The 23806-nt window shown below is 62.4% G+C and carries 23 protein-coding genes and 1 riboswitch; of the genes, 9 read left to right on the top strand and 14 right to left on the bottom strand.

Annotated features, from left to right (window positions below; translation table 11 throughout):
- Positions 1–161 precede the first annotated feature (161 nt).
- Complete coding sequence (locus tag Cth01_RS18460) at positions 162–1064, top strand: LysR family transcriptional regulator (protein ID WP_003063765.1); 903 nt, start codon at positions 162–164, stop codon at positions 1062–1064.
- 340 nt (positions 1065–1404) lie between these two features.
- Complete coding sequence (locus Cth01_RS18465) at positions 1405–1698, top strand: putative hemolysin (protein ID WP_233425225.1); 294 nt, start codon at positions 1405–1407, stop codon at positions 1696–1698.
- Between the two features lie 95 nt (positions 1699–1793).
- Here the strand turns inward: Cth01_RS18465 and Cth01_RS18470 are convergent, their stop codons facing one another.
- The 3 genes from Cth01_RS18470 to Cth01_RS18480 all read right to left on the bottom strand — a co-directional run bounded on the left by Cth01_RS18470 (position 1794) and on the right by Cth01_RS18480 (position 4526).
- Positions 1794–2876, bottom strand: a complete 1083-nt coding sequence (locus tag Cth01_RS18470; RefSeq protein WP_045840036.1) for a metallophosphoesterase — start codon at positions 2874–2876, stop codon at positions 1794–1796.
- Positions 2877–3069: 193 nt separating this feature from the next.
- A complete protein-coding gene (locus tag Cth01_RS18475) occupies positions 3070–3573 on the bottom strand; it encodes a dihydrofolate reductase (RefSeq protein WP_045840037.1) in 504 nt (167 codons plus the stop codon).
- 122 nt (positions 3574–3695) lie between these two features.
- Positions 3696–4526 (bottom strand): thymidylate synthase, encoded by an 831-nt coding sequence (locus Cth01_RS18480; protein ID WP_034359309.1) that lies wholly within the window; start codon positions 4524–4526, stop codon positions 3696–3698.
- 241 nt (positions 4527–4767) lie between these two features.
- Here Cth01_RS18480 and Cth01_RS18485 point away from each other — a divergent pair, with 241 nt between their 5' ends.
- Positions 4768–5391 carry an Ivy family c-type lysozyme inhibitor gene (locus tag Cth01_RS18485; RefSeq protein WP_034382018.1) on the top strand — a complete coding sequence of 208 codons (624 nt, stop codon included), beginning with the start codon at positions 4768–4770 and terminating at the stop codon, positions 5389–5391.
- A gap of 64 nt (positions 5392–5455) precedes the next feature.
- Here the strand turns inward: Cth01_RS18485 and Cth01_RS18490 are convergent, their stop codons facing one another.
- On the bottom strand, positions 5456–6886 hold the full coding sequence (locus tag Cth01_RS18490) for an FAD-binding oxidoreductase (RefSeq protein ID WP_003063759.1): 1431 nt from the start codon (positions 6884–6886) through the stop codon (positions 5456–5458).
- A 143-nt stretch (positions 6887–7029) separates the two neighbouring features.
- Between Cth01_RS18490 and Cth01_RS18495 the strand changes: the two genes are divergently transcribed.
- Positions 7030–7983: a LysR family transcriptional regulator gene (locus Cth01_RS18495; RefSeq protein WP_045840038.1), complete on the top strand. Its 954-nt coding sequence runs from the start codon at positions 7030–7032 to the stop codon at positions 7981–7983.
- On the opposite strand, the gene Cth01_RS18500 is transcribed toward Cth01_RS18495, so the two are convergent.
- Positions 7970–8485: a DUF2069 domain-containing protein gene (locus Cth01_RS18500; RefSeq protein WP_003063757.1), complete on the bottom strand. Its 516-nt coding sequence runs from the start codon at positions 8483–8485 to the stop codon at positions 7970–7972. The two genes, Cth01_RS18495 and Cth01_RS18500, sit on opposite strands and share 14 nt — an antisense overlap.
- A gap of 542 nt (positions 8486–9027) precedes the next feature.
- Here Cth01_RS18500 and Cth01_RS18505 point away from each other — a divergent pair.
- Positions 9028–10311 (top strand): YihY family inner membrane protein, encoded by a 1284-nt coding sequence (locus Cth01_RS18505; RefSeq protein ID WP_233425226.1) that lies wholly within the window; start codon positions 9028–9030, stop codon positions 10309–10311.
- A gap of 102 nt (positions 10312–10413) precedes the next feature.
- Here Cth01_RS18505 and Cth01_RS18510 read toward each other — a convergent pair whose 3' ends face one another.
- Positions 10414–10770 (bottom strand): Mpo1-like protein, encoded by a 357-nt coding sequence (locus Cth01_RS18510; RefSeq protein ID WP_003063755.1) that lies wholly within the window; start codon positions 10768–10770, stop codon positions 10414–10416.
- A 252-nt stretch (positions 10771–11022) separates the two neighbouring features.
- Between Cth01_RS18510 and Cth01_RS18515 the strand changes: the two genes are divergently transcribed.
- The gene (locus Cth01_RS18515) at positions 11023–11835 is read left to right on the top strand and encodes an alpha/beta fold hydrolase (protein WP_034359299.1); all 813 of its coding nucleotides are present in this window, start codon (positions 11023–11025) and stop codon (positions 11833–11835) included.
- On the opposite strand, the gene Cth01_RS18520 is transcribed toward Cth01_RS18515, so the two are convergent.
- The 4 genes from Cth01_RS18520 to Cth01_RS18535 are packed head-to-tail and all read right to left on the bottom strand — an operon-like array spanning position 11821 to position 16377.
- The gene (locus Cth01_RS18520) at positions 11821–12708 is read right to left on the bottom strand and encodes a PoNe immunity protein domain-containing protein (protein WP_034359298.1); all 888 of its coding nucleotides are present in this window, start codon (positions 12706–12708) and stop codon (positions 11821–11823) included. The genes Cth01_RS18515 and Cth01_RS18520 overlap by 15 nt on opposite strands.
- 17 nt (positions 12709–12725) lie before the next feature.
- Positions 12726–13535, bottom strand: a complete 810-nt coding sequence (locus Cth01_RS18525) for an alpha/beta fold hydrolase (RefSeq protein WP_045840040.1) — start codon at positions 13533–13535, stop codon at positions 12726–12728.
- 28 nt (positions 13536–13563) lie between these two features.
- Entirely contained in the window at positions 13564–15063 is a 1500-nt protein-coding gene (locus tag Cth01_RS18530; RefSeq protein ID WP_045840041.1) for a DUF4303 domain-containing protein, read from the bottom strand.
- Between the two features lie 15 nt (positions 15064–15078).
- Positions 15079–16377 (bottom strand): O-acetylhomoserine aminocarboxypropyltransferase, encoded by a 1299-nt coding sequence (locus tag Cth01_RS18535; protein ID WP_034359293.1) that lies wholly within the window; start codon positions 16375–16377, stop codon positions 15079–15081.
- A 253-nt stretch (positions 16378–16630) separates the two neighbouring features.
- Here Cth01_RS18535 and Cth01_RS18540 point away from each other — a divergent pair, with 253 nt between their 5' ends.
- Complete coding sequence (locus Cth01_RS18540; protein ID WP_045840055.1) at positions 16631–17083, top strand: CBS domain-containing protein; 453 nt, start codon at positions 16631–16633, stop codon at positions 17081–17083.
- An 81-nt stretch (positions 17084–17164) separates the two neighbouring features.
- Here the strand turns inward: Cth01_RS18540 and Cth01_RS18545 are convergent, their stop codons facing one another.
- Complete coding sequence (locus tag Cth01_RS18545; protein WP_034382008.1) at positions 17165–17431, bottom strand: hypothetical protein; 267 nt, start codon at positions 17429–17431, stop codon at positions 17165–17167.
- Between the two features lie 67 nt (positions 17432–17498).
- On the opposite strand from Cth01_RS18545, the gene aroC reads away from it, so the two are divergent.
- Positions 17499–18596: a chorismate synthase gene (aroC, locus tag Cth01_RS18550; RefSeq protein WP_034394939.1), complete on the top strand. Its 1098-nt coding sequence runs from the start codon at positions 17499–17501 to the stop codon at positions 18594–18596.
- A gap of 50 nt (positions 18597–18646) precedes the next feature.
- Entirely contained in the window at positions 18647–20482 is a 1836-nt protein-coding gene (locus Cth01_RS18555; protein WP_045840042.1) for a bifunctional metallophosphatase/5'-nucleotidase, read from the top strand.
- Between the two features lie 144 nt (positions 20483–20626).
- On the opposite strand, the gene nrdR is transcribed toward Cth01_RS18555, so the two are convergent.
- The 3 genes from nrdR to Cth01_RS18570 all read right to left on the bottom strand — a co-directional run bounded on the left by nrdR (position 20627) and on the right by Cth01_RS18570 (position 23511).
- Positions 20627–21103: a transcriptional regulator NrdR gene (gene nrdR / locus Cth01_RS18560; RefSeq protein ID WP_003053388.1), complete on the bottom strand. Its 477-nt coding sequence runs from the start codon at positions 21101–21103 to the stop codon at positions 20627–20629.
- Positions 21104–21124: 21 nt separating this feature from the next.
- Entirely contained in the window at positions 21125–22372 is a 1248-nt protein-coding gene (gene glyA / locus Cth01_RS18565) for a serine hydroxymethyltransferase (protein WP_003053390.1), read from the bottom strand.
- Positions 22373–22407: 35 nt separating this feature from the next.
- A riboswitch (ZMP/ZTP riboswitch) is annotated at positions 22408–22562 on the bottom strand.
- Between the two features lie 115 nt (positions 22563–22677).
- Positions 22678–23511, bottom strand: coding sequence for a lytic transglycosylase domain-containing protein (locus Cth01_RS18570; protein WP_034359288.1), 834 nt, complete (start codon positions 23509–23511; stop codon positions 22678–22680).
- Between the last annotated feature and the right edge of the window lie 295 nt (positions 23512–23806).

Genomic DNA, 23806 nt, shown 5'->3' on the forward strand with positions numbered 1-23806 from the left:
CCCGCTGAGGCCGAGGCAAAGGGGAAGTAATAGTTGTCCAAGCAGGTGGGGCATCTGTGTGTCTCCGGCGATTTTGAATGTTTGCCAAACTTTACTTAGCGCCCGCTTGCTGTCACAGTGGGTGAGAGATTGAAATAGCTTCAAGCAAAATTTGTAAATCCATGGACAGGCTTAGACTCATCACCACATTCATGAACGTGGCTGAGGCAGAGAATTTCAGCCGTGCCGCGCAATCGCTGCACCTGACGCCACAGGCTGTGAGTCTGCAAATATCACAGCTCGAATCGTGGTTGGGCGTGCGCCTGTTCCACCGCTCCACGCGCCGCATGGCATTGACGGAAGACGGCCGTGTGTTCTATGAACGTTGCCGCGTCGGTCTTCAGTCGATCGACCAGGGCGAGCGTGAATTGCGCGACCGCGCAAGCGGCATCACCGGCTCGATCAAGGTGGCCTCAAGCCTGAGTCTCGGGCAGTTGCTGGTGGCGCCACTGCTGGCACAGTTCAATGAAAGCTATCCCGATATCCGCATCGAACTCGTGACGCAGAACCCCTGGCCCGACACGGTGGACCTGGGCATGGACATCGGTGTGATCGGCGGACCACTGCTCAACGTATCGCTGGTCGCGCGCAGAGTCGGGCGCTTCACTCACATGCTCTGCGCTGCGCCTGCCTATCTGGCCGCCAAGGGGACACCCAAGAGCCCGCAGGAACTGCTGCAGCACTGCTGCATCGGCCTGAGGCACCCACGCACCAACCGCATCTGGCCCTGGACCTTTCAATCGGCGCGCCGGCAGACGATGCTGGAGCCGCCGTTCTCCTTCATCACGCAGGACCCTGCCGTACAGCGGCAGCTCGTGCTGCAGGGGGCTGGCATCGGCCAACTGACAGATTACTTTGCGCGACCTCTCATAGCCAGCGGAGCGCTGGTAGAGCTCCCCCTTGGCTACAGCGGCCCTCGTCTCGACGTGCATGTTTTCATTCCCCAGCGCGAACACACGCCCCGGCGCATCAAGTTGCTCAATGATTTCCTCTATGAAAGGCTCAAGCAGTTCTTTCACAGCTAAAACAGCTAAAAGACGAAGGATAGAGGGGCCCTGGTCAATAGCGAGGGCCGCAGATGCAGGAGTGGGAGTACACCAGAATAGGCACCTGGCGCATTAATGCTGTGCACGCAAATGGTGAGTTCGGGCATGTTCCCCCGCTGCGAAACTCACGCGAGCTGGACCCCTCTCCAGCCACCCGACAGGCGAGCCTGCCAGCTGTCCACGTGGTGCGTGGCAATCCAAACCTGGTTCAGCCTGTGGCTGGCAGCAGATCAAGATCTGGTGCAGGCAGGGTGGTTTGCAGCGATCCCTTTCAGGGCTTCGGGAGGCTGGACTTTCCGAAGGAACATGGTCTTTCTTGATGCCTTCGAAAAGCAAATTGCTCACAAGCGGGCCTGCAGGGGTTTGCTACATTGAGCCCATGAAACATGCTTCAAGCCTGGCAGGGATGATGATTGTGGTGGCGGCAGCCGGTGGCTGCGCGCAATCGGTTTCCGTCAATTTTGGCAACCCCTCGGAAGCCAACTGCAAAAAGCAGGGCGGCGTGCTGCGCACCGAAAAGGGGACGGATGCTGATCGAAATACCTGCGTGCTGCCTGACGGCTCTGCTTTTGAGGAATGGGTCCAGCACGCGCGGCAGCCGCCCGCGAAATAGGTCTAGGCCCAGACCTGGCTTCAGGCAGTGGCAGGACGCTGCTCAGGCCAGAGCTGCCTTGATGCCGCGAGGCCTGGCAGGCGTGGAAGCTGGCTTCAATCGCGCAGCATCACGGAGTGCTCGAAATTTTCCGATATGGCCTGAGTGCCGTCGTCAAAGACCAGTACGCGCTCGGGCCAGCGCATGGCGGCGAGCTTGCTGCGCTGCACGGGGTTGTCGCCGCGCAGGCGGTCCAGCCAGCGCGCTCCTACCGAATAGTCCACGCAGAACACATTGCCGCGCAGGCCGTGCCATGACAGCGGGGGTGTTGCGCCAAACAGGTTTTCAAACTGCGAGCCATGCGCCGGTGCGTCAGCCGGGCGCAGGCGGCGCCAATAGTGGCCGACGATGACGGCGGGCGCTTCTTCATATTCATTCCACCAGCCCACGCGTTCGACAAAACGCCATTTGCCGCCCGCGTAAAAGGGGTTGCGGCATTCGCGCTCCACGCCGGCCGTCAGCACCTTCAAAGGGTTGACCATGGCCTTGTTGAGTTCGTTCTCGCTGTGCGCTTGCAAAAAGGGTGGCTCGTGGCGATAGTCTTCCAGGCTGTAGGGCCAGCTCAGTTCTTCCTGGCGCATGCGTTCGGCCACGCATTGAGCGACGGACTGTTCTTCGGCAATTGTCTCGAAGTGGTCGTAGGCGGCGCGTGCGCTGCCACTGGGCAGCTGGCGAATCATGGCGATCTGTTCGGGCCTCCAGGCGGCGTGAACAATGCGCAGATCCTCACGCTCCAGTGCGATCGGCAACTGGCCGAGCCGCTCGAGCATGGCGGGAATCTGCTCGGCCGGCATGCGTGCAAAAGGCGCGTACTTGGGCTGGTCGGAGTCGATGCGGCTGTCGAAGAACCAGCCCGAGCCATCCTTGGCATCTTCGCGCAGCAGATTGATTTCGTGGTTGCCCAGCACCGCATGGGCCGTGCCCGAGGCCAGCATGGCGCCGACCAGCGCGAGCACGGAAGGGCTGTCCGGCCCGCGGTCGCAGAAGTCGCCGACAAACACCAGTCGCCGTCCTTCGGGGTGATTGCCCTGCAGGTCGTAGCCCAGATGGCCCAGCAATTGCACCAGCGCGGCATATTCGCCGTGGATATCGCCGACGATATCGAGGGCGCCAGGAGGCAGGGGCTGGACTAGGCTCATGATGAAGGGCGATAGGCTTGCGGGTTTGGAGGGCTCAGGCTGCAGCAGGCTGCCTTGCCATTGTCATACGGCAGTCATGCAATGAAGCTGACAATTGTTGCAACGCAACACCGCGAAGGCAAGAGAGTTTTGTCTCTTGCCAGACTGCTGGCCGCCCCGTGCGGATGCGATCCCGCACGGCACGAGACAAGGGTCAGCCCCGGCGCTCGAAGCGCACAAAGCAGTAGGGCAGGCCATTGGCGGAGACATGCTCGCTGCGGCTCACGGCTTGCCACTGCTCGCCCAGCTCGGGGGCAAAGGCATCGCCTTCGAAGTCGCGGCCGATTTCGGTCACTTCCACGGCATCGGCCAGCGGCAGAGCCTGGGCATAGATTTGCGCGCCGCCGATGACCCAGACGTCTTGCGAGAGCTTGTGGCCCAGCTCTAGCGCTTCTGACAGGCTGGCAGCGCGCAGGACCTGATCGGATGCCGGCTCGGCTTGCCAGTCGGCCTGGCGGGTGACGACGATATTGCTGCGGCCCGGCAGGGGACGAAAGCGCGGCGGCAGCGAGTCCCAGGTCTTGCGGCCCATGATGACGGCGCAGCCCCGGGTCAGTTCCTTGAAATGCGCCATGTCTTCGGGCAGATGCCAGGGCATGGTGTTGTCCTTGCCGATGACGCCGTTGGCTGCGCGTGCGTAAATGAGTTGAATGGCCATAGCTATCAATAAAGAAGCTGCTGGCGCTTGTTATTCATGGATTTCAGATGTGAAAGTATCTGAAATCGCAGGATGGCAAGCGCAAGCAGCTTTGATTTTTATAGTGATCCGGAGGGCGCAGCTCAGACCGCCACAGGCGCCTTGATGCCGGCATGGTGCTGATAGTCCAGCACTTCGAAGTCTTCGTACTCGTAGTCGAAGATGGATGCGGGCTTGCGCTTGATGTTCAGCGTCGGATAGGCGAAGGGCTGTCGAGACAGCTGGGTCTGCACCTGCTCGAAGTGGTTGTTGTAGATATGGCAGTCGCCGCCGGTCCAGATGAAGTCGCCCACTTCCAGGCCGCATTGCTGGGCCAGCATATGGGTCAGCAGCGCATAGCTGGCGATGTTGAAGGGCACGCCCAGGAAGATGTCGGCGCTGCGCTGGTAGAGCTGGCAGCTGAGCTTGCCGTCGGCCACATAGAACTGGAAGAAGGAGTGGCAGGGCATGAGCGCCATCTGGTCCAGCTCGGCCACGTTCCAGGCGCTGACGATGATGCGGCGGCTGTCGGGATTGCTCTTGAGCTGCTTGACGACTTCGGCAATCTGGTCGACATGCGTGCCGTCGGCCTTGGGCCAGCTGCGCCATTGCACGCCATACACCGGGCCCAGGTCGCCGGTTTGCTTGTCGGCCCACTCGTCCCAGATGGTGCAGCCGCGTTCCTGCAGCCACTTCACATTGCTGTCGCCGCGCAGAAACCACAGCAGCTCCAGAATGATGGATTTCAGGTGCACCTTCTTGGTGGTGACCAGGGGGAAGCCTTCATTGAGGTTGAAGCGCATCTGGTAGCCGAAAACGCTGCGCGTGCCCGTGCCCGTGCGGTCGGTCTTGGACGCGCCGTGCTCGTACACATGGCGCATAAAGGTTTCGTACTGGCAGCGCACGGGGCGCAGGGTGCAGGTGCTGGAGTTCATGGTGCAAAAAGCGGTCAAAGACTGGCAAAGACTGGCTGTGCTGGCAGCGTACACAAGGTGCCGCAGCTCTTGAAGAGGGTGGGCCCCGAGGGCCGCGATAGCCGAAGTGTGCCACGTGCCGGAGCATGCCGAGTTGCCCGCTGTCAATGACCCGTCCTGCGGCCCTGTCAGTCTCAAATCTGCCGCAGCTGGCTTCACAATGTCATGGAAAACAACCGAGCCGAACAAGGAGAGTGAGTTCATGTCACGCAATTTTGTGAGCACTGCGGCTGTTGCGCTGGCGATTGCGGCCTTGATGGCTGCCTGCGACAAGACCAAGGCACCATCTCCCACCGCCGCTGCAGCGGATGCCCGGGCAGCGGCCGCTGCGGCTGCCGCCCCGCCCGATGCCATGCCCCAGACCCAAGAGTCCGCTGCCACGGCGCAGATCGAGGAGGCGGCCACGGTCTCCATCGAGGAAGTACGCGTTCCCCATGTGGTCAAGGACGGCGAGCCAAGCCTGGACAGCCTCAAGCCGCTGCAGGGCAAGTACCGCTGGGATGGCGTGGACTATGTGAAGGACGGCGTGCTGGCCCAGCGGCTGAAGACGCTGATGGGCGGCAGTCAGTACGAGACGCTGCTCAAGAATCTGCAGGCCCTGGGCCCGCTGGAGCCCTCTGCAGGGCTGCTCTATGTGATGGGAAATCGCCAGCATCAAGGGGGCGAGGAAATGGCAGCCGTGGTGATTGATCCTGTGCGCAACGGCTTGCGTGTCTGGTTGCTCAGCGAGGGCAGGCAGACCGTGTTCACCGATGTGGATGGCGCAGACATCCCCTGGCCCAGCGCGGTTGAGAACATGCTGCGCAATATCGTGGCCTCTCGCTAAAGCCCTGGTCAATGCAAAAAGCCCTGCACAGCAATGCAGGGCTTTTTTGTCGGCGATGCCAGGATCAGCCGCGCGTCAGCACCACGCCGGGGTTCATGAGGCCCTGGGGATCCAGCGCATTCTTGATGGCGCGCATCATCTGCAGCGCAACGGGGGACTGGTATTTTTCGAGCTTGTCCGTCTTGAGTGCGCCCACGCCATGTTCGGCCGAGAACGAGCCGCCGAAGGCGTCCACGGCCTCGTAGACCAGATGGTTGACCAGGGCTTCCTTGTCGCGCAGAAAGGCCTTGCCGTCCTCGCCCTCGGGTACTTGCACGTTGTAGTGCAGATTGCCGTCGCCCAGATGGCCGAAGTTGACCAGACGCACGCCGGGAATCTCGCGCTTGAGCACGGCGTCGGCATGCTCGACAAATGCCGGAATGCGCGAGGCTGCGACCGAGATATCGTGCTTGATGTTCAGGCCTTCCTCGGCCTGGGCCAGAGGAATGCTCTCGCGGATATGCCACAGGTCATGGGCCTGGGTCAGGCTCTCCGCCACCACGGCGTTGACCACGCAGCCGTCCTCAAAGGCCAGCTCCAGCAAGTGCTCGAAGCGCAGGCGCGCATGCTGCTCGGACTCGCTGTCGCTGTTCTCCAGCAGCACGCAATAAGGGGCTTCGTCGCCCATGTCGGCAAAGGGCACGCGCAGCTGCGGCATGTGCTTGACGACCAGGCTCAGTGCGAACTGGCCCATGACTTCAAAGCCCGTGAGTCCCGCACCCAGGTGCTGGTGCGCGAGGCCCAGCAGGCGCACGGCGGCTTCCATGGAGGGCACGGCGGCAAAGGCCGTGAGCTGGGCGGCCGGCTGCGGGAACAGCTTCATGGTGGCGGCGGTGATGATGCCCAGCGTGCCTTCGCTGCCGATGAACAGATCGCGCAGGTCATAGCCGGTGTTGTCCTTGCGCAGGCCCTTGAGGCCGTCCCAGATTTCGCCCTGAGGCGTCACCACTTCCAGGCCCAGGCACAGATCGCGGGTGTTGCCATAGCGCACCACCTGTGTGCCGCCCGCGTTGGTGCCCAGATTGCCGCCGATCGTGCAACTGCCTTCGGCGGCCAGCGACAGCGGGAACAGCAGGCCTTGCTGATCGGCCAGCTCCTGCAGGTTCTGCAAAATGCAGCCGGCTTCGACGGTGAAGGTCAGATTGTCCTTGTCGATATGGCGCACGGCGTTCAGGCGCGTCAGGCTGAGCACGACCTGCCGGCCGCTGTCGTCGGGGGTGGAGCCTACGGAAAGCCCGGTATTGCCGCCCTGGGGCACGATCTGCACGCCGGCTGCGGCGCAGGCCTTGACCACGCCGGCCACTTCGGCCGTGTTGCCGGGGCGTACCACGGCCAGGGACTTGCCGTGCACGCGCTTGCGCCAGTCCTGTTCGTAGGCGCTGAGGTCGCCGTCGGTCAGCACATGGGGAGCGCCCACAATCTGGCGCAGGGATTCAAGCAAAGCGGTGGAAGTCATGACAAGCAGGCCGCAGCAGGGGCGGCAGAGAGGGAGTACAGACGGAAATCCTAAGCCACGCACGGGGCGGCTGCAGGAAAACCATGAAGCTGCAAGCGTAGAGCATGGCAGACTACGGGACAATCGAAATAAATTGCTTGGTTATGCCAGTTTTTCCGAATAATGTCAGCCTGCGCCAATTGCGTGCCTTTGACGAGGTGGCGCGCCAGGGCGCGTTTGCCCCCGCGGCACGCGAGCTGTGCCTGACGCAGTCGGCCCTGTCCGAATCCATTCGCCAGCTGGAAGAGGCCCTGGGTCTGCGGCTGTTTGACCGCACCACGCGAACCGTGGGGCTGACGGCTGCCGGCCAGGCCTTTTTGCTCGATGTGCGCCAGGCCTTCGAGACCCTGGAGCAGGGCTTTCAGAACCTGGGCGATCTGGCCGCACTGCGCCGCGGCAAGGTGCGTATTGCTGCCGCTCCGTCGGTGCTGGCGGTGCTGCTGCTGCCGGTGCTGCCGGCCTTGCGCACCCGTCATCCGGGCATCGAGGTAGACCTGATCGAGGACAGCGCAGAGGGCATCGCCCAGCGTGTGCAGGCCGGCAGTGTGGATTTCGGCGTGGGAGCGGCACACCCGGCCGGCGGCGATTTGCTGACCCAGCCGCTGATCAGCGATGCCATGGGACTGGTGGCCAGGCTCGATGAACCTCTGCTGCAGGCGGGGCGGCTGACGGCGGCCGATCTGGCCCGGTTGCCCCATCTGGCTTTTGTGGGCCTGACCACCGATACCGCCATCAGCCAGCTGCTGGCTTCGGCCCCGGGCATGCCGCAGAACCTGCTGCAGACACCGCTGCGCCTGTCCAATCCGCAATTGCTGTTCGAGGCCGTGAGTCTGGGCCTGGGCGTCAGCATCGTTCCGGCGCTGACGGCGCGCCACCCTTCGCTGGGTCTGCAGGGCGATCTGGGCTTTCGCCTGCTGGACGAGCCGCGCATTCTGCGCCGCACGCTGCTGATTCAGCGCCCGCGCCGTGCGCTGTCGCCGGCCGCGCAGCTGCTGTTCGATGCGCTGGCGGCGCAGGTACGGACGCTGGCGCAGTTCGAAGGCATCATGCCTGATTGAGCCGGGCCGCCTTGACGGCACGCTGGCGCAGGCGCACATGTGCTGCGCAGGCGATGAAGAGCAGCACGCACAGCGCCACCTCTGCCAGCGCCAGCCAGCGGCTGGGCGCGGCATCGCTCCAGGCCCGCACCACGCCTTCGGTGAAGTAGAGCCACACCAGCAGACTGAGCCAGCGATAGGTGTACATGCGGCGCTTGAGCAGGCCGATCACGGCGAACGCCAGCGGCAGGGCCTTGAGAAACAGCCAGGTGCCGCCCTCGCGCAGCGGTGCCAGCCACAACTCCCAGGCCACGCACAGCAGCATCAGTGCCAGCAGGCTGCCCACGGCCAGCCAGCGCGTGGCGGCCACATCGGAGCCGGGCTGCTGGATTGGTGAAGAAGTGTTTTCGGCGGCTTGGGGCGAGAGGGCGTCGGTCATAGCAGTGGCATCATATCGGTCATGCCAGCTCTGTTTGAATCCGGTCGTTTTGTTTTGCGTTCTGCGCTTGATGTTGCGCAGCACCCGTCCTCCTTTTGCGTTCGTGAAGGAGTGCCGTCATGAAGAAAAACGAGCGTGCCGGCTTTTGGGCTGCGTTGGAAGGCAAGGCGCAGCAAGCCAGGCCGGTGACGGAAGATCGGGACCGTGTGGTATCGCCGGCGTCGACAGCCGCAACTGCTGCCGCGAACGTTGCCGCCGAGCCCAGACAGGTAGAGCAGCGCCAGGAACCCAGCCTCGATGGTCCGGGCCTACCGCTGGAGCCAGTGTTCGAACCCTTGCCCGATCTTGGCAACGATCTGGCTCGGCACGAACCCGTGCCAGCTCCTGCCGCGACGCCTGCGGCGGCATTCAGCACGGCAGCTCAGGGCTGGACCAGCTATTCCACGCCGAATACGACGCCAGCTCAGGAACAGAAAGCGGTGCATGCTTGCGTTTCAGGAGTGACCGACAGTCCTGACGACAGCTCGCAGCGCGTTGCCGAGAGCCCGCGCAGCAGCAGACTCGACAAGGCCAGGGCGCTGGCGGCTAGCTGCAAGGATCTGGCCGGGCGTATCCCCAAGCCCCAGATGCCCAGCCAGCAGGAGCTCAGGACTGAGCTGCGCCGCAGAAGCCGCCGTGCGCAGCAGCGCCTGCGTACCTTCCCCTGGCACAACACGGCCCAGGTGCTGCTGGCGCGCTTCAAGGAAGACCGCCTGGGCGTGACGGCCAGCAGTCTTACTTTCACATCGCTGCTGGCGCTGGTGCCATTTTTTACCGTGGCGCTGGCCTTGTTCACGGCCTTCCCGATCTTTGGCAAGGCGCAGAAGGTGCTGGAGCGCTGGCTGATGGACAGCCTTATTCCCGAGACCATTGCGCGCCAGGTGCTGGGCTATCTCACGCAGTTTGCCTCCAAGGCCAGCCAGCTGGGCCTGGTCGGCTTTTCCATACTGATGGTCACGGCGATTGCGCTGATCCTGACCATAGACCGTACGCTCAACAACATCTGGCGCGTGCGCCAGCTCAGGCCGCTGGGCCAGCGCGTGTTGATCTACTGGGCCGCCATCACGCTGGGGCCGCTGCTGCTGGGTCTGAGCCTGGTGCTGTCGTCCTATGTGATGTCGGCCTCCAAGGGCATGGTCAATGCGCTGCCCGGCAGCCTGCGCTTTGTCTTTGATTCCATAGAGTTCGTGGTGCTGGCCGCTGGCATGGCCGGGCTCTACCACTATGTGCCCAACACGCCGGTGCGCTGGCGCCATGCCTTGGTGGGGGGCGTGTTTGTGGCCGTGTTCATGGAAGTGGCCAAGAAGGTGCTGGGCCTGTATCTGTCGTCCGTGCCGACCTACTCGGTGATCTACGGCGCGTTTGCCACGCTGCCCATCTTGCTGATCTGGATGTATGTGGCCTGGAGCATTGTGCTGCTGGGGGCTCTGGTCACGGCCTATCTGCCCACGGTGCTTGCCGGGGTGGAACGGCTGACAGGACATCGGGGCTGGCAGTTCGAGCTGGCCGTCGAGGTGCTGCAATGCCTGGCCAAGGAGCGCGAGCTGCCGCACAAGGGCCTGTATGTGCACCAGCTTTCGCGGCGCCTGCGCGTGGAAGCCTCCCAGATTCAACCCGTGCTGCAGGCGCTGGCCAAGCTGGACTGGGTCGGGGCCGTGCAGCCGCCCGATGCCTATGTGTCGCTTGAGAGCACCGAGCCGCGCTATGTGCTGCTGGTCGATCCGCATGCCACGCGGGTCGAGCCCCTGGTGCAGAGCCTGTTGCTCGAACCCTCAGAGGCCGTGCGGCCGCTGTGGCAGCGTGCCCAGCTCGATTCCATGACCGTGGCCGAACTGATTGCCGCGCCTGGAGGAAATATTCATAGAGTTTGATGGCTGTGGCGGATATCTATGAATATCTGCGCTCAAGATCGGGCCGCCGATTCGCTGCCTGCAAAGCAGGCCAGCGGGCGCGCTTCAGAGGGGGGAGTGGCACTACATCTTGATGCGGCCCAGCAAGATGTCGCGCCACATCATCCAGTCGCCGAGAAAGCTGTAGAGCGGACGCTTGAAGCTGGCGGGCTTGTTTTTCTCAAAGCCGAAATGCCCCACCCAGGCAAAGGCATAGCCGCAGATCAGGCCTGCGAGCAAATACCACCAGTCGCCCGTCAAAAACAGCGCCAGCAGGAACACCAGCGACAGGCTGGTGCCGATGAAGTGCAGCCGTCTGCAGGTGGCGTTGCTGTGCTCGCCCAGGTAGAAGGGGTAGAACTCGGCAAAGCTCTTGAACTGGCGCGGGTCCACGCTGGCTTTGACAGCGTCGTCCGGTTCTGAGGTCGTGGTCTGTGACATGGCGAACCCCGGTGAAGTTGATGCTGTTTTTATACTGCCGACAGCATGGTCAGGCCAGCGGGTTAGCGAGTGCTGGCAATTTGCTGCCGGAGGTCTTCGTCACCTGAACGACAGGCTATATACGGTAAGACTGCGCAAAATCGGCCAGATTCGTCATCTTTGCGGCCACTCCAGCTTCTGGCTAGGCTGCCATGAGCGTTCTCTTGCTAAGGTGACCGTGCACCTCATCGCCATTCAACTCAGACCCTGCCCATGTTTGACGACACCATGCCGCCCGTTGTGATCAGCTCCAGTGAAACCCGTGTTCAGGCGCCCGACGGGCAGCTCCATGTCAAACGCTGGCAAGCGCAGGGCGGGGCGGCCAAGGCGCCGCTGGTGCTGATGCACGACTCTCTGGGCAGCGTGGATCTGTGGCGCGAATTTCCCGCGCAGCTGGCCGCGGCCACCGGGCGTGAAGTCATTGCCTATGACCGCCTGGGCTTCGGTCATTCGGACCCCAATCCGCATCGGCTTCAACCCAGTTTTGTGGAAAGCGAGGTCGAGGCCGGCTTCACGCCGCTTCATCAGGCGCTGGGCCTGGGCGATTTCGTGATGCTGGGACACAGCGTGGGCGGCGGCATGGCGGCCATGGTGGCAGCTGCGTATGGACGGCAATGCCAGGCGTTGATTACCGAATCGGCCCAGAGCTTTGTCGAAGACCGCACCTTGCAGGGCATCAGGGCGGCGCGCGACAACTTTGCCCAGCCCGGCCAACTGGAGCGGCTTGCCCGCTACCATGGCGACAAGGCGGCCTGGGTGCTGTCAGCCTGGGTGGACACCTGGCTGAGCCCACCTTTCGCGCATTACCGGCTGGATGCGGCCTTGAAAAAGGTGCATTGCCCGGTGCTGGCGATCCACGGCGAGCTTGATGAATTCGGCTCCCTCGTGCATCCGGAGAACATCTGCACCTGGGCGCAGGGCCCTTGCGAAGCGGAAATCATTGCCGGCGGCGGCCATGTGCCGCACCGCGAGCTGCCTGATCGCATCAGCAGCCGCATCGCCGGTTTTCTGTCAAGAATCGCCTGACTCTGTTTGAGCCAGGCGCCCGCGGGCGTAGTCGACCAGATCGGCCGGGTAGTGCGGGCTGCTGCGCAAAGCGCTGTCATCCCAGCCATAGAGCACGGCCAAGGCGGCCACCTCCAGTGCCCAGTAGCCCGTGCCCAGCCACGGACTGCCTTTCTTCTGCTGCTTGGGCGAGAGCTTGAGAAACTCCTGGTACTGGGTTTGCAGGTAGGGCAGCAGCGGGTCAGGCAGGGCTTCGAGCTGTTCAAAAAAAGGCTTCATGGCGCCGTAAGGGCGTTTGTGGAAAAGCTCCTCGCTGACCTGCTGCAACTGCAGACCGCCTGCGCACAGATAATCCAGCAGCTGGTCCGTATCGAAGGCCAGCACATGCTCATCAATCGCCGGTACGTCATCCTGTGCATCCAGCAGTGTGGCCAGCGACAGCAGGGTCACGGCAACAGCGTAGTCGTCAGCGCGTGTGTTGATGGGCGCACCTACGCCATAGTCCTCGCCAGTCTCCTGCGCCATGCTGGCGCGCGCATGCTCGGCCACCGAGGCGGCATCAATCCACAGCGCGGTCACTTCCTGGTAGATGGGGCGCAGCACATCGCCGTTCAGGCCCAGATCGATACCATAGATCAGCAGCCAGCGCGCCTGCTCGCCCGCTTCCTTCCATTTCCAGTAGTTCTCCAGCGCGGCATGTGCCTGGAAATCCTGGTGAGCTTTATAGCTATCGCTGTTGGCAAAGCGCTTGAGCGCGCTCAGTGCTTCCTTCCAGTCGGCTTTTTTATCGCTCAGATTGAGATTGCGCCGGGGCTGCAAACCGGTCAGTGAAATCTTGGCCCATTCGGCGCAGGCGGCAGCCAGTTGGCCGTGGTGCTGGAAGGTTTGGCTCATGGCCCAAGCTTAATGGCTCATGCAGCCAGAAAATCCCGAATCGCAAACAGCGTCGCGTCGGGCGACTCCGTCATCTGGTTGTGGCCGTTGGGAATGATCTGCACGCTCACCGTTTTGCCCGCGCCTTTGGCGGCTTCTATCAAGCCTTTTGCAGCCTTGGGTGGTGTCATCTGGTCTTGCTCGCCCAGCAAAAACAGAAGCGGGCAGCTGACCTGCGTCATGGCCGCTTCGCCGCCCGCATAGCTGTCACAGGCCTTGAAGCCTGCATGCAGCAGATTCGTGTGAGCATTGCTGGCCAGCACGCGGCGGCCCAGGGCCACGCCGGCGCCAAACACCCAGCTGCCTGCGCCATTGGGCGGTGCCAGCGTGGCGCGCGAGAAGGTGTTGACCATCTGGATGGCTTTCTCGGGCGTATTCAGGGCCGACTCCAGCAGCGCGGGCGAGACCTTCATGGGAAAGGCCGTGCCCACCAGCAGCAGATGGCTGATGCGGTTATTTAGCCTGGCCGCGGTCTCCATGGCAATCAGGCTGCCCCAGCTATGGCCGATCAGCGCAGCTTGCTGCAGGTTTGCCGCATCCATCAGCGCGCCTATGAAGCCTGCAGCCTCCTCGACGGATTCCGGTGCTTGGCCGCCGCTTTTGCAATGGCCAGGCAAATCGATGGCCAGCACGTTCCAGCCGTGATTGGCCATATAGCGGCTTTGCAGAGCCCAGACGCTGTGATCGCAGAGCACGCCGTGGATGAAAATGGCCGTGGGCTTGGCCGCGTCGAAAGCCTTGCCGCCGGTGTAGGCGTAGATGTCTGCGCCTTGCACATTGATTTGCATGTTTGTCTCCGGTTCTGTTCTTTGTGATTCAGCAGTGTTCATTAAGCCATTGCTGAGCCAGCTCGCGTATGTCGTCGCTGGCATCGTGTTCAGCGGCATGCTCAATCGTGGCGCGCTGCGCTGCGCTGGCTTGTTTCCAATACCGCAGGCCCAGCATGGCCTGATAACGTACGTTTTCGTTGCGGTCGTGACTCAGGGCTTGTGCCAGTACAGGAGTGATGCGCCTGCCCGCGGCGGCCCCAAGGCTTCGCTCTCCCATGATGCAAGCCGCATGAACGCGCACCAGAGCGTGAACGGACTGCAGAGCGAGCAGGGCTTGCTCCAAATCCTCAACCCGAAGGCTGCAATAACCGGTTCCGGGTGATAGCTCTTCATTCAGCGCCTGGGTCAAGGCCGGATGCTTGAGGTCGAGCGCCCGCTCCAGCGGCGCATAGTCAAGGTGCAGGGCCGTGGTGCCTGGCTTGCTGTTCCAGGAACGGTAGGGATAGGCAATGCCTTGCGCGATTCTGTCCACAGGCACGGCCGTGGTGCCTATTTGCTGCTGCAGCCATTCCTGGTCACCTAACGACCCCAAGGCACTGGCGCACCAGCCTCGCTCGCTTTCTTCCCGGGTGCTGCGGATGGGGGCCTGAACCTGCTGACGCAGTGCAGTCAGTACCTGTTCGTCTCGGTAAGCTATCTGGGCCAGCAACATGGCCGCGCGCCACTGTTTGCCAGGCCGATTCAGCATGGGCAGCAGCGCATGGGCCACCTGGCTGTGATTCATGACAAGCAGCGCAGTCTCGGCCTCTTCCCCCAGCAATTGCGCCTCTTTTGGGCTCAGTCCCGGTTCCGGGCACCCGATACCTTCAAGACAGCTCAGATGGTATTGCAGCTGTTGAGCGGGGGAGAGCGCGGCAACTCTGGCGCGTCTTTGCGCTTGCTGGTCATGGCCGGGAAACAATGCAAGAAAGCGTGCCTCCCCCATGCTCTCGCGTGCCATGGCTTCGCATTCCTGAGTGTCTTCCACATAGATCAGCACCGCAAACTCTGGAGTGAGCTGGCCGGACCAGGGCGATTTTTGGCAGGCTTTGGTCAGTTGCTTGCAGATGCGGATCAGCGCCTTGATCAGCTGCGCCTCGGTACGCAACCAGTGGGCAGGCGTGCTTTTATTGGCCTCGGCCAGCAAGGCTTGTTCCAGTTGCTCCAACTCCTGAGAGTCCGAGGCTGAATCCAGCTCCTCCCATTCCCAATCCGGCGGGTTCCAGCGCAGAGTGCCCAACTGGCCGGTATCCAGGTCGAATTCGGACAAGCGACCCTGCGGCTCGGGGGCATTCACCATTTGTGAATAAGCCTGCTCGCTATTGGCAGACAGCGTGGGTAGGTAAATGGGGCCGTCCTCCTCGCGGTACAGGCCGTTCAGTGCCAGTGCGTAGATGCTTTCTTGAGGGTTCGCGGCCAGGAACGCCTGAGCATCTTGCCAGTAGATGCTGAATAAAGTCTGTTCAAACTGCTTCCAGTCCAGCGATGCAGAAGTTGTGGCAACCATGTTTGTTCAGGTCTCTCAGGCTGCTTTCTCGGCCGCCTTCAGCGCGCGCTTGAGGTCGTCGATCAGGTCGTCGGCGTCTTCCAGGCCGATCGACAGGCGGATCGTTCCCTGGCCTATGCCGGCCTGGGCCAGGGCCTCGTCGCTCATGCGGAAATGCGTGGTGCTGGCAGGGTGGATCACCAGCGAGCGGCAGTCGCCCACATTGGCCAGATGGCTGAAGACCTTCAGCGTTTCGATGAACTTCTTGCCCTGGTTGCGGTTGCCGGCAATGTCAAAGCTGAACACCGAGCCGGCGCCGCGCGGCAGCAGCTTCCTGGCCAGGGCGTGCGAGGCATGGGTCTCCAGCATGGGGTGGCCCACGCGGCTGACCAGCGGGTGGCTGGCGAGGAACTGCACCACTTTTTCGGTGTTGCGCATATGGCGCTCCATGCGCAGCGGCAGAGTCTCTATGCCTTGCAGGATCAGCCAGGCGCTGTGCGGGCTCATGCAGGCGCCGAAGTCACGCAGGCCTTCGCGGCGAGCGCGCAGCAAAAATGCACCCGTGGTGGACTCCTCGCTGAACACCATGTTGTGAAAGCCGTCATAGGGCTGGGTCAGCTCGGGAAAGCGCCCCGATTTTTCCCAGTCGAAGCTGCCGCCATCGACGACGATGCCGCCGATCACCGTGCCGTGGCCGGACAGGAACTTGGTGGCCGAGTGATAGACGATGTCCGCGCCATGCTCGAAAGGCTTGATCAGCCAGGGCGAGGTCAGCGTCGAGTCCACCAGCAGCGGCACGCCGGCTTCGTGGGCGATCTGGCTGACCGTGGGAATGTCCAGCACATCGAGTCCGGGGTTGCCCACGGTCTCGCCAAAGAACAGCTTGGTGTTGGGGCGCACCGCAGCCTTCCAGCCATCGATGTCGCCTGGCTTGACGAAGGTAGTCTCTATGCCGAAGCGCGCCAGCGTGTAGTGCAGCAGGTTCTGCGAGCCGCCATACAGGGCCGTGCTGGCCACGATATGGCTGCCCGCGCCCATCAGCGTGGCAATCGACAGGTGCAGCGCCGCCTGGCCGCTGGCCACGGCAATTGCGCCCACGCCGCCTTCCAGGGCCGAGACGCGTTGCTCGAGCACCGCGTTGGTGGGATTGGAGATGCGGCTGTAGACGTGGCCGGGGCGCTCCAGATTGAACAGGCTGGCCGCGTGGTCGCTGGATTCGAAGACAAAGGACGTCGTCAGATGGATGGGTACGGCACGTGCGCCGGTGGCGGGGTCGGGCTGGGCGCCTGCATGCAGGCTCAGGGTGTCAAAGCCGGGGTCAGAGTAGCCGGGCATGTTTTGTCTCCATGGCTGGTTTTGATCGACGCAATGTGTGATCGAGCACGCAATCAAATATCGATTTGGTCGGATAGACGAATGAATATGTGGAAATTCATATGTTTCGTCATTGATTTAGTTTTTCTCAATGCAAGCCATTGTGGGCTATATTTGTGCACGCACCTGCATTCTGTGCAAAGCGATGCCGCATGTGCTGACACATGCAGGACAAAAGCTGCCACAGCGTGCCAAACAGATTCGGAGAACAGCAATGAAAGTTAGTGACATCCTGCGCGTCAAAGGCAATACCCTGTACACGGTGTCGCCCGACGAAAGCCTGGCCGCGGCGGTGCAGGTGATGTCGGAGAAGGACATTGGCTCGCTGGTCGTGATGGATCACGGCGATGTGGTGGGCATGCTCACCTTCCGCGAAGTGATCCAGGGCTTTGTGAAGACCGGCGGCGTGGAGAACATCTCCGTGCGCGGCGCCATGGACGACTCGCCCATGACCTGCACCATGGAAACTGATATGGACGAGGTGCGCCGCATGATGCTGGACCGCCATGCGCGCTATATGCCCGTGATGGACAAGCGCATGCTGATGGGCGTGATCTCGCTGTACGACGTGGCCAAGGCCGTGGTGGACAGCCAGAACTTCGAGAACCGCATGCTCAAGGCCTATATCCGCGACTGGCCCGAAGGCGAGCGCCAGGGCGCCGAATAAGCCCGCTTTTGCTGCAGACCCCGCCGAGGCGGGGTTTTTCATGTCCAGCCTGATGTGCTCTGCAGGCGACGCAGCGCTGCCTTATGGCTGTCGGTCGGCTGGGCTGTGCGGGCTCTGCAATACAGTTGTTGGCGACTTTGCCTTGCGCAGACCCTTGAGTAGCAGCCCCACAAAGCACAGCACGGCGACACCCAGGCCCACCATCATGCCGATCACGGCCTTGCCGTAGCCGCAGGCATACTGGCCCGCGCAGCGCGACGGTGCAAATTCGAAGAACAGCAGACCGCCGACGCCGCCGATCACCACGGACACCAGGGCCGAGGCCAGAATAAACGCAAGTTTGAGCATGGTGAAAAGACTTTAGGCAGGACAGTGTGCAGCCGTCAATCATCACTTCAACGATAATCGGCAGCCTATGAGCGGCAATACCTTCGGCACAATTTTCACGGTCACCAATTTCGGTGAGTCCCACGGCCCGGCCATTGGCTGTGTGATTGACGGCTGCCCTCCGGGCATGGCCTTGAGCGAGGCGGACATCCAGCATGATCTGGATCGACGTCGCCCCGGCACCAGCAAGTTCGTCACCCAGCGCAACGAGCCCGATGCCGTGGAGATTCTCTCCGGCGTCTATGAAGGCAAGACCACGGGCACGCCGATTGCGCTGCTGATCCGCAACACCGACCAGCGCAGCAAGGATTACTCCAATATCGCACAGAGCTTTCGTCCCGGTCATGCCGACTATGCCTATTTCCAGAAGTATGGCATCCGCGATCCGCGCGGCGGCGGTCGCTCCTCGGCACGCCTGACGGCGCCCACCGTGGCCGCGGGTGCCGTGGCCAAGAAATGGCTCAAGGAAAAGTTCGGCACCGAGTTCCGCGCCTGCATGACCCAGATCGGCGAGCTGTCCATAGGCTTCGAGAGCTGGGAGCATGTGCCGAACAATCCCTTTTTTGCGCCTGTGGCCGATGTGAGCCGCTTCGAGGAATACATGGAGCAGCTGCGCAAGAGCGGCGATTCCTGCGGTGCGGCGCTGCGTGTGAACGCCAGCAATATGCCGGTCGGCCTGGGCCAGCCCCTGTATGACCGCCTGGACGCCGACATCGCCTACGCCATGATGGGTCTGAACGCCGTCAAGGCCGTGGAGATCGGCGCAGGCTTTGACAGCGTGGCCCAGCGTGGCACCACGCATGGCGATTCGCTGAGCCCCGAGGGTTTCCGCAGCAATAACGCGGGCGGTATCGTGGGCGGCATCAGCACCGGCCAGGATCTGGAAGTGCGCATCGGCATCAAGCCCACCAGCTCCATCATCACGCCGCGTGAGTCCATAGATGTGCACGGCCAGAGCACCGAAGTCATCACCAAGGGGCGCCACGACCCCTGCGTGGGTATCCGCGCCGCGCCGATTGCCGAGGCGCTGCTGGCGCTGGTGGTGATGGACCATGCGCTGCGCCACCGTGCGCAAAATGCCGATGTGGATTCCGGCCTGGCCCCGATTCCGGCATCGGCCGCCTGACATCGCCCAGACCTCTTTGTGCGTTAAAACCTCTGACTCAGGAGAGTCCGATGGTTTCAGCTGACAAAAAACCGGATCAACGCCAGCCTCGCGCCCTGTCGCCAGGCTGGCGTTGCGCTTTGCGCAATGCCTTCCGCCCCATGTGCGCTGGGCTGCTCGTGCTGGGTTTGAGTGCTTGCGGTGGCGGTGCGCTCAGGCCGGCCAGCATGGAGATCACCTTGCTGGGCTTCAATGACCTGCACGGCCATCTGGAGCCGCCCAGACTGGCCGTGACGGCCCAGAACGCGCAGGGGCAGAACATTGCCGTGCCCGCTGGCGGCGTGGCCTATATGGCCCGGGCCATCGCCCAGCGCCGCCAGGCCAGCCGCCATGTGGCGCTGGTCACGGCCGGGGACATGATAGGGGCCTCGCCCATGGTCTCTGCACTGTTTCTCGATGAGCCGACGATAGAAGTTCTTAACCTCATGCGGGTGGACTTCGCGGCCACCGGCAATCACGAATACGACCAGGGCGTGGCCGAGCTGCTGCGCATGCAGCATGGGGGCTGCGAGAAGTTCACCAGCAAGCAGCCATGCCAGATCAGCCAGCCCTTCAAGGGGGCGGAGTTCCCGTTTCTCGCGGCCAATACGCTGCGTGAAGACGGCCGGCCGCTGTTTCCTGCGACCGGGCTGAAGTTCTTCGAGCAGGACGGTCTGCGCATAGGCGTGGGCTTCATCGGCATGACACTCAGGAACACGCCGCATATGGTGCGCCCCAGCGGGGTCGAGGGGCTGACGTTTGCCGACGAGGCGCAGACGGCGAATGCGCTGATCCCGCAGCTGAGGGCGCAGGGCGCCGATGTGATCGTGGTGCTGATCCATGAGGGCGGGGCCACCACTTCGGGCCTGCAGGACGATAGCTGCCAAGGGCTGTCTGGCGCCATCGTGCCGATTCTGGAGCAGCTCTCCGGCGAGGTCGATGTGGTGATCTCCGGCCATACCCATCGCTCCTATATCTGCGATTACGCCAGGGTGAATGCCCGCAAGCCGTTCTTGCTGACCAGCGCGGGTCAGTACGGCACGCTGCTGACCGAAGTCAGACTGACGGTGGATGCGCGCACACGCCGCGTCAGCCGCAAATCGGCGCACCAGACCATCGTGCAGGGCGAGGCCTATCGCAGCGCTGCCGGTCTGGTGAGTCTGCAGCCCGAATTCCCGGTCCTTGATGCCGACGCCCCTGTTGCTGCATTGGTGGCGCGCTACAAGGCTGCGGCGCGGCCGCTGGCCGAGGCCGTTGCAGGGCAGCTGGCCGGGCCTGTCAGCCGCGTGCCGCAAGCCAATGGCGAAAGCGTGATGGGGCGCATCGTGGCCGACGCCATACTTGCGGCCACGCGCGATGTCGCCGCGGGCGGGGCACAGCTGGCCTTTGTGAACCCCGGCGGTGTGCGCGCCGACCTGCTGCCCGCGGCCGACGGCAGCGTGACTTATGGACAGTTGTTCAGCGTTCAGCCGTTCGGCAATACGCTGATGGTGATGAGTCTGACGGGCGAGCAGATTCGCCAGGCGCTGGAGCAGCAATTCGACAGTGGCAGCAACACCGTGAATGCGCCACGCATCCTGCAGGTCTCCGAGGGCTTTAGCTACCGCTTTGACCGTCGCCTGCCCGCGGGCCGGCGCGTGAGCGAGTTGCGCCTCAACGGCCGGTTGCTCAAGATGTCACAGCGCTACCGCGTGGGACTGCAGAGCTACCTGGGCAGTGGCGGCGACAATTTCAGCATTTTCACGCAAGGCATCGACGTGGTGGGCGGCATGCTGGATCTGGATGCACTGGCGGAGCATGTACACGAACAAAGCCGCAGCGGGCCGATGGCGCTACCTTTGAAGGAGCGTGTTACGCGTGTTCATTAAGGAGATCAGATAAAAACTTGTCTGATTTCCTTTTAGATCAGGCGCTAGATGCTCATTAGTTCATAGCTTATGCCTGCCATCAAGCGCGCAAAACAAAAGCCACCCAAGGGTGGCTTTTGGCATGGCAAGGCACGGCGGTCAGGGCTAGGGCTTTTTGGCGGCCTTGGCCTTGGGGCTGCGAACCTCATCCATGATGTTCTTGAAGTCGTCCACATCCTCGAAGCTGCGGTAGACGCTGGCAAAGCGGATATAGCCGACCTTGTCCAAGCCCTTGAGTTCATCCATCACCAACTCGCCGAGGCGGCTGGAATCGATTTCACGCTGGCCCAGATTGAGCAGCCTGTCCTCAATGCGCTCTATGGCGGCATCTATGAGTTCGGTGCTCACGGGACGCTTGCGCAGCGCGATCTGAAAAGAGCCTTGCAGCTTGGCGCGCTCGTATTCGATACGGCGGCCGTCTCTCTTGACCACGGTGGGAAAGCTGACCTCGGGGCGCTCGTAGGTCGTGAAGCGCTTGTCGCAGCCGCCGCAGCGGCGGCGGCGGCGGATGAAGCCCCCGTCCTCGGACTCGCGGGTCTCAACCACTTGCGTGTCCGGATGGTTGCAGAAGGGGCACTTCATGACAGCTCAGCGCAGCAGGATTTACTTGCTGTAGACAGGGAACTTGGCGGTCAGCTCGGCCACCTTGGCGCGCACGGCAGCCAGATTGGCTTCGTCTTCGGGCTTGTCCAGCACATCGGCCACCAGATTGGCGGTGATGCGGGCTTCTTCCTCGCCGAAACCACGGGTGGTCATGGCGGGCGTGCCGATACGGATGCCGCTGGTCACGAAAGGCTTTTCGGGGTCATTGGGGATGGCGTTCTTGTTCACTGTGATGTGAGCCAGACCCAGGGCCGCTTCGGCAGCCTTTCCGGTAATGCCCTTGGCGCGCAGGTCCACCAGCATCACGTGGCTTTCGGTGCGGCCGGAGACGATGCGCAGACCGCGCTCGGTCAGCGTTTCGGCAAACACCTTGGCATTCTTCACGACCTGTTCCTGGTAGGCCTTGAACTCGGGAGTCAGGGCTTCCTTGAATGCCACGGCCTTGCCGGCGATGACATGCATCAGGGGGCCGCCTTGCAGGCCGGGGAAGATGGCGCTGTTGATGGCCTTCTCGTGCTCGGCCTTCATCAGGATCACGCCGCCACGGGGGCCACGCAGGCTCTTGTGGGTGGTGGTGGTGACCACGTCGGCATGGGGCACGGGGTTGGGGTACACGCCTGCGGCAATCAGGCCGGCATAGTGGGCCATGTCCACCCAGAAGATGGCGCCGACTTCCTTGGCGATCTTGGCGAAGCGCTCGAAGTCGATGCGCAGGGCATAGGCGGAAGCGCCAGCCACGATGATGCGGGGCTTGTGCTCGCGGGCCAGCTCCTCGAGCTTGTCGTAGTCGATGGCTTCGTCGGCATTCAGACCGTAGGAGACGGCCTTGAACCATTTGCCGGACATGTTCAGCGCCATGCCGTGGGTCAGGTGACCGCCTTCGGCCAGGCTCATGCCCAGAATGGTGTCGCCTGGCTTGGCGAAAGCCATCAGCACAGCCTGGTTGGCCTGAGAGCCGGAATTGGGCTGCACGTTGGCGGCTTCGGCGCCAAAGATCTGCTTGATGCGGTCAATGGCCAGCTGTTCGACCACGTCCACATGCTCGCAGCCACCGTAGTAGCGCTTGCCGGGATAGCCTTCGGCGTACTTGTTGGTCAGCTGGGAGCCCTGGGCTTCCATCACTGCGGGCGAGCAGTAGTTCTCGCTGGCGATCAGCTCGATGTGCTCTTGCTGGCGATGGTTTTCAGCTTCAATAGCTGCAAACAGTTCGGGGTCGACTTTCGCGACGGTATCGGTGCGTTGAAACATGGCAGTCCTGTGAACTTAGAAATTCCCTTGAGGCCAAGGGCTGCCCAGGCGAACGGCTGAAACGCTTGCAGGCTGCAGTCGCTGCGACCCTGGGCGGTACGCTCCCCGGTGGTTCACAGACCTTGCAGTCTGCCGGATTCCACGTCAGCGGCAGAAAATTCTGCGCCTATCGCCAGTTGCGTACACCCGCTAGTGTAGCTGAGCTGGCATGGCTGAAGAACCTATGCCCGTTTTTCCCGCAGGACCTGGCCGGGGCATAAAAAAAGCTGGCCGGAGCCAGCTTGAGAAATGCAGGGGTCTGTCGCTTAGAGGTTGGAGTTGGCCAGTGCCACTTGCTGAGCGTGAGAGACCTTGGTGGCTTCGTCGGACTTGGCCGTCATCAGCGGGCTGGCCTGCAGGCCCACGCCCTGGCGCAGACGCTGGTGTTCGGCAAGCACCTTGGCCGCATAGCCGCCGTCCGAAGGAAGATTGGCTGCACCCACGTAATAGCGCAGGCCACCCTCGATGGAGCCGGCGCGGGCAATGCATTCCTTGAGCACCTTGACGCCGACCTTGAGATTGGTCACTGGGTCGAAGGCAGCGTGCTGGCCGCCAAAGCTTTCGTACTTGTCGGTGTGCACGGAAGTCATCACCTGCATCAGGCCCTGGGCACCGACCGAACTTTGGGCAAACGGGTTGAAGCTCGATTCAATGGCCATGATGGCCAGAATCAGCGTCGGATCCAGCTTGTTGGCTTTGCCCTGGACATAGGCTTCGCTGACCAGGGCGGCAATCGGCTCGGGCGCCACCCGGTATTTTTTGCTGAGCCAATAGGCCACAGCCGCCTGCTCCTTGGGCAGGTTCTTGGGGTTGACGGCCGTGGCGCGGTCGCTGGCGACGACGATGTTGGCGGAAGCAGGGGCTTCCTCCACTTCGGCGGCAGCCACCACGGTGCTGGCGGGCAGGCGTGTGTCGAGCCACTCGCGCAGCTCGGTTGCACCGGCCAGACGCAGGTCCGGACGAGAGATCAGAATCAGGGCCGAAATGGCCACGGCCAAGCCCAGCAGGGCGAAACCGTTGTGAGTAAGAGCAAGAAAACCGTGGGCCGTCTTATGGCCCAACGTTCGCGCAGAGGCGATTAATTTTCCTGACGCTGGCATAGCTTGTCCTTTCTTGGCTATCGCCCGAGGTCGCACCGGATCAATCTCGCGGTACAACCAGGACAACTGGCCGATGAGGTTTGCTGCGGGCCGATTAAAAGCGCCCCTTGGGGCGCCGATCGGTCTGCTCAGTCGTGAGGCAGCGGAAACAAAAAACGCTCATTTCGAGCGCTGGCGGATTCTAGAAGCGCCCTAAATATTCAGTCAACACTAACAAAAATACTTTTTAGATTTTAAAATTATATGAAAACTGTATGAATGTACAGCTTGCTCAAAAAATTACAGCAAAAAATCA

This window comes from Comamonas thiooxydans (assembly GCF_000964545.1).
GTDB lineage: Bacteria > Pseudomonadota > Gammaproteobacteria > Burkholderiales > Burkholderiaceae_C > Comamonas > Comamonas thiooxydans.